Source organism: Oleiphilus sp. HI0066, from assembly GCF_001635725.1.
On the sequence record NZ_LWFH01001072.1, the window covers coordinates 1 to 1,712 of the forward strand.

The window sequence follows — 1,712 nt, forward strand, 5'->3', positions numbered from 1 at the left end:
TTATTAACCAAAGCCTCTAAACCTTGCTCAGTGCTAGGGTAATTGAAATTATCGAGCTTATATAAATCCAGAGCAGACGAAACGTTACGCAACTGCGTTTTAGCAACGCCAATTCTCGCTTCTTCCCCGCGTCCAAGTATATTTGGCGCTACCACTGCCACTAAAAGACCCAAAATAACCATCACAACCATGATTTCAATCAAGGTAAAACCATGTTGTTTTTTACCGTGGACACTCATTGAATAACACCTTTCTTCATTAGTTTTTTTTAGCCAACCAAGTTACTCATTCCAAGGATTGGCAACATAATCGCGAGGACGATAATTAATACCACGCCCCCCATTAATAAGAGCATTAAGGGCTCGAACAAACCGACAATCGTTTCAATTAGTGCGGCCAAATCACTCTCTTGATGGCTCGCAGTTCGCTCTAACATCTGATCCAGTTCGCCGCTAGACTCACCGCTAGCAATCATATGAACCATCATCGGTGGGAAATATCCCGTATTCTCTAGCGCTTTGTGCAGACTCGCACCTTCACTGACTTGTTTCGCGGAGTCTTGTAATGACGCTTTAAGACAGTCGTTACTGAGAACCTCTGAACTAATTTTCATCGCTTCAACTAGCGGCACGCCAGAGCTAGTTAAAATACTCAAGGTACTTGCAAACTGAGCAGTATTTGTTCCCCGACTCAATTTCTTAATAAATGGCCAAACAAGCAATTGTCGGTGCCACTGAAATCTAAAGCTGGGCCGTTTCAACATATACTGGAAACCAATAAAAGCGATCACCAACAATGCAGCTAGTAATCCACCCCATTCTGCTAAAAAGTCGCTAACGCTCAGTAAAGCTTGCGTCAAAGGAGGGAGAGCCTGCCCATTATTGATAAATACCTCAATGATGTCAGGCACCACATAGGTCAACAAGAACACAACAATAGAAATTGCAACGATCGACAATATCACTGGGTAAATAGCTGCTAATTGGATTTTCTGACGCGCAGCCTGACGTCCTTCGGTATAATCAGCGAGTCGATTCAACACTAAATCTAAATGCCCGGCAGTTTCGCCAGCTGCAACAGTTGATCGATATAACTTAGGGAAAGCCGCGGGGTATTCCGCCAAGCTATCTGCCAAGGTAAAACCTTCTAAAACCTTCGATCGAATCGCCAAAATCATACTGCGAATATTAGGTTTCTCACTTTGAGAGGCCACGGCACTGAGCGTTTCTTCGATAGGGATCCCGCTTTGAACTAATGTGGCGATTTGGCGAGTAACTAAAGCAAGATCGCGTACGCTCAAACTTGGCTTACGCGCTAGAAGACTTTTAGACTGTTTTTGTTCAGCCGCTTGATTCGCCTCGAGCGGCATCCATCCTTTATCTCGAAGAGACTGACGCACCTGACGCGCGGAATCCGCTTCTATAACGCCTTTCTGTTTTTTACCACGCTCATCAAGAGCGACATATTCAAAGGCTGCCATAACTAACCTTTGTGTGTGACACGTAAGACTTCTTCAACAGTCGTCACACCATCTAAGATTTTCCTTGCCCCATCATCAAAAATTGCAGGGGATTTTTCTCGAGCGCAGGCTTCTAGTTCTTTCTCACTTGCACGATCGTGGATCAAGCTACGCATCTGATTATCGATCTCGATAATCTCGTAAACACCTAATCGTCCTTGATAGCCTAAGTGATTACATTCACTGCACCCTT

Annotated in this window: 2 protein-coding genes and 1 pseudogene; all 3 read right to left on the minus strand. The window is 44.4% G+C overall.

Annotated features, from left to right (window positions below; translation table 11 throughout):
* A partial coding sequence (gene gspG / locus A3738_RS13390; protein ID WP_068763642.1) for a type II secretion system major pseudopilin GspG occupies positions 1 to 239 on the minus strand: 239 nt, incomplete at its 3' end.
* Positions 240 to 268: 29 nt separating this feature from the next.
* Complete coding sequence (gene gspF / locus A3738_RS13395; protein ID WP_068479650.1) at positions 269 to 1,480, minus strand: type II secretion system inner membrane protein GspF; 1,212 nt, start codon at positions 1,478 to 1,480, stop codon at positions 269 to 271.
* Between the two features lie 2 nt (positions 1,481 to 1,482).
* Positions 1,483 to 1,712, minus strand: a pseudogene (locus A3738_RS31115) (type II secretion system protein GspE); the annotation flags it as partial.